Here is a 3,968-nt window from a genome sequence, read left to right on the forward strand (position 1 = left end):
TACATGTCGAATTCGAGCGGGTGAGTCGCCATGCGCAGGCGCTGGACGTCTTCGCCCTTCAGCTCGAGGTAGGCATCGATCATGTCGTCGGTGAAGACGCCGCCCTGGGTCAGGAACTCACGATCGCCGTCCAGCGCGGTCAGGGCCTGTTCGAGGCTCTCGGCCACGGTCGGGATGGACTTGGCTTCTTCGGCCGGCAGGTCGTAGAGGTTCTTGTCCATCGCGTCGCCCGGGTGGATCTTGTTCTTGATACCGTCGATACCGGCCATCAGCATCGCGGAGAACGCCAGGTACGGGTTGGCCGTCGGATCCGGGAAACGCGCCTCGACACGCTTGCCTTTCGGGCTGGCGGTGTACGGGATACGGATGGAAGCGGAACGGTTGCGGGCAGAGTAGGCCAGCATGACCGGCGCTTCGAAGCCCGGCACCAGACGCTTGTAGGAGTTGGTGGACGCATTGGTGAAGGCGTTCAGGGCACGAGCGTGCTTGATGATGCCGCCAATGTAGTAGAGGGCCATTTCGGACAGACCCGCGTACTCGTCACCGGCGAACTGGTTGTCGCCATCCTTCCAGAAGGACTGGTGAACGTGCATGCCGGAACCGTTGTCACCGACCAGCGGCTTGGGCATGAAGGTCGCGGACTTGCCGTAGGCGTGAGCCACGTTGTGGATCACGTACTTGAGTTCCTGAACCTCATCGGCCTTCTTGACCAGGGTGTTGAACTTGACGCCGATCTCGTTCTGGCCGGCGTTCGCCACTTCGTGGTGGTGAACTTCGACTTCCTGACCGATGGCTTCCAGGGTGTTGCACATGGCAGCACGGATATCGTGGAAGCTGTCGATCGGCGGGACCGGGAAGTAGCCGCCCTTCAGACGCGGACGGTGACCCAGGTTGCCGCCTTCCGGCGTGGAATCGGTCGCCCAGGCACCTTCTTCGGAAGAGATCTTGAACATGGAACCGTTCATCTCGTTCTTCCAGTGCACTTCGTCGAAGATGAAGAATTCCGGCTCCGGACCGAAGAAGGCGGTGTCGCCCAGACCGGTGGACTTCAGGAATTCCTCGGCACGCTTGGCGACGGAACGCGGGTCGCGCTCATAGCCCTGCATGGTGGCCGGCTCGATGACGTCACAGCGCAGCACCAGGGTGGTGTCTTCGGTGAACGGGTCGAGGAAGGCAGTGCCGTCGTCCGGCATCAGGATCATGTCGGATTCGTTGATGCCCTTCCAACCTTCGATGGAGGAACCATCGAACATCTGGCCGTTCTCGAAGAATTCCTCATCCACTGTACGCGCCGGGATGGAGACGTGCTGCTCCTTGCCCTTGGTGTCGGTGAAGCGCAGATCAACCCACTTGACTTCGTGTTCTTCAATCAGGGCAAGTGTCTTCTCAGCCATGGTAATTCTCCGATGGAGCCGGCGGCTCTGGTTACAGTTGGTGTCAGCGTTGTCTGGGGTTATTGCTCTATTTTGTAAGCCTTTTCTCTCATGGTCGGCGTCGTTATGCCAGCCATCAGACAGGATGCTCTAACAATGCAGCGAGCGTGCCAGAATGGCGCACGCCGCAGCGCTAATTTCAGTAAGTTAATGAATATGCTGAAAAAAAACATCACCATCTTCATGCATGCAGCACGAAAACCCGACCAGAGATGGGCCGACAAGGTGCAAAAATTCTTGCCGCGCAGTGCAGATTCATCATTTGAGTGCACCAAAAAACGCCATTGCTCCACATTGGTGCAAAACACTGAATCCCGGGGATTTCTCCGCTCACACCCGATGATCACGTCAGCATCACATTGCGGTCATTTCTTTCTTTCATCCTCATGTTTGCCTCGACTCACAAGTTTTTTTCATCCGCGACAAGGGCGCGGAAAAGACTTGAGAGACAACCATTTGGGCACTTCAGGCCAATTGAAGGCACTCGCTGACTCGCCTCGTGAATGCACGATGCTGGCAGGAGGCATGCCATGCCCCCTATAATGCGCCCCAAATCACAAGCGCCCGGTACGCGAGCGCCCATTTTCCGCACAGGTTCCCGTCGTGATCGAGAAACTTCGCAACATAGCCATCATCGCCCACGTTGACCACGGTAAAACTACCCTGGTCGACAAGCTCCTGAGTCAGTCTGGCACCCTGGACCGCAAGGCCGAGGGTCAGGAACGCATCATGGATTCCAACGACCAGGAAAAAGAGCGCGGCATCACCATTCTCGCGAAGAACACCGCGATCCAGTGGAACGACTACCACATCAACATCGTGGATACCCCTGGGCACGCTGACTTCGGTGGCGAAGTCGAGCGCGTGATGTCCATGGTCGATTCCGTGCTGCTGCTGGTCGATGCCGTCGATGGCCCGATGCCGCAGACTCGCTTCGTGACCCAGAAGGCATTCGCCCAGGGCCTGAAGCCGATCGTCGTCGTCAACAAGATCGACCGTCCGGGCTCTCGTCCTGACTGGGTCGTTGACCAGATCTTCGATCTGTTCGACAACCTGGGCGCGACTGACGAGCAGCTCGACTTCCCGATCATCTACTGCTCTGCCCTCAACGGCATTGCCGGTATGGATCCGGAAGACCTGAAAGACACCATGGACCCGATGTTCCAGTCCATCGTCGACATCGTCGAGCCGCCGAAGGTCGAGCTGGACGGTCCGTTCCAGATGCAGATCTCCGCACTGGACTACAACAGCTACGTCGGCGTCATCGGTCTGGGTCGCATCAAGCGCGGCGCCGTCAGCCCGGGTCAGCAGGTTTCCATCATCACCAAGGAAGGCGCTGTCCGTAAGGGCAAGATCGGCCAGGTCATGACTCACATGGGTCTGGACCGCGTGCAGACCGACAAGGCGACTGCCGGCGACATCGTCTGCATCACCGGTATCGAGAACCTCGCGATCTCCGACACCATCTGCGACACCGCCACTGTCGAGGCGCTGCCGCCGCTGACCGTCGATGAGCCGACCGTCTCCATGACCTTCCAGGTCAATGACTCTCCGTTCGCCGGTCAGGACGGCAAGTTCGTCACCAGCCGCAACATCCGTGAGCGTCTGGACCAGGAACTGATCCACAACGTCGCACTGCGCGTCGAACAGGGCGAGACTCCGGAGAAGTTCGTCGTCTCCGGTCGTGGTGAGCTTCACCTCTCCGTTCTGATCGAATCCATGCGTCGTGAAGGCTTCGAGCTGGCCGTGGGCCGTCCGGAAGTGATCATCAAGGAAATCGACGGCAAGAAGCAGGAGCCGTACGAAGAAGTCATCATCGACTGTGAAGAGCAGCACCAGGGCTCCATCATGGAAGAGCTGGGCTACCGCAAGGGCGAGCTGACCAACATGAACCCGGATGGCAAGGGTCGTGTGCGTCTGGACTTCATCATCCCGTCTCGCGGTCTGATCGGCTTCCGTGGTCAGTTCCTGACCCTGACCTCCGGTACCGGCATCCTGACCAGCCGCTTCGATCACTACGGTGATCTGAAGGAAGGCGCAGGCGTCGAGCGTCGCAACGGCGTCATGATCTCCATGGTGCCGGGCAAGGCGCTGTCCTACGCCCTGTACACCCTGCAGGAACGTGGCAAGCTGATCATCGGTCACGGTACCGAAGTCTATGAAGGCATGCTGGTCGGTATCCACAACCGCGCCAACGACCTGGTCGTGAACCCGACCAAGGCCAAGAAGCTCGATAACATGCGTTCTACCGGCAACGATGAAAACATCGTGCTGACGCCGCCGATTCGCTTCACCCTGGAACAGGCGATCGAGTTCCTGGATTCCGATGAGCTGGTGGAAGTCACTCCGCTGCACATCCGTATCCGCAAGAAGTACCTGAAAGAGAACGAGCGCAAGCGCGCCAGCAAGTAAGCTGGCCCAGCCAGCCCCCTGCCTGATGGCAGGGGGCATCGTGCTCAAACGCAAAAGACCCGCCAACTCGGCGGGTCTTTTGCGTTTGAGCACTTTTCGCTGTTGCCGCAAAGGGCAGCATGA

The 3,968-nt window shown here is 58.8% G+C and carries 2 protein-coding genes; one reads left to right on the forward strand and one right to left on the reverse strand.

What is annotated here, in order from left to right; genetic code table 11:
• Window positions 1-1,394, reverse strand: a 1,394-nt coding sequence (gene glnA / locus AC4FAH_RS05445) for a glutamate--ammonia ligase (RefSeq protein ID WP_490245749.1), incomplete at its 3' end; no start/stop codon positions are given.
• 642 nt (window positions 1,395-2,036) lie between these two features.
• Here glnA and typA point away from each other — a divergent pair.
• Window positions 2,037-3,845, forward strand: a complete 1,809-nt coding sequence (typA, locus tag AC4FAH_RS05450; RefSeq protein ID WP_043335760.1) for a translational GTPase TypA — start codon at window positions 2,037-2,039, stop codon at window positions 3,843-3,845.
• Window positions 3,846-3,968 lie beyond the last annotated feature (123 nt).

The organism is Cobetia sp. (assembly GCF_983723665.1).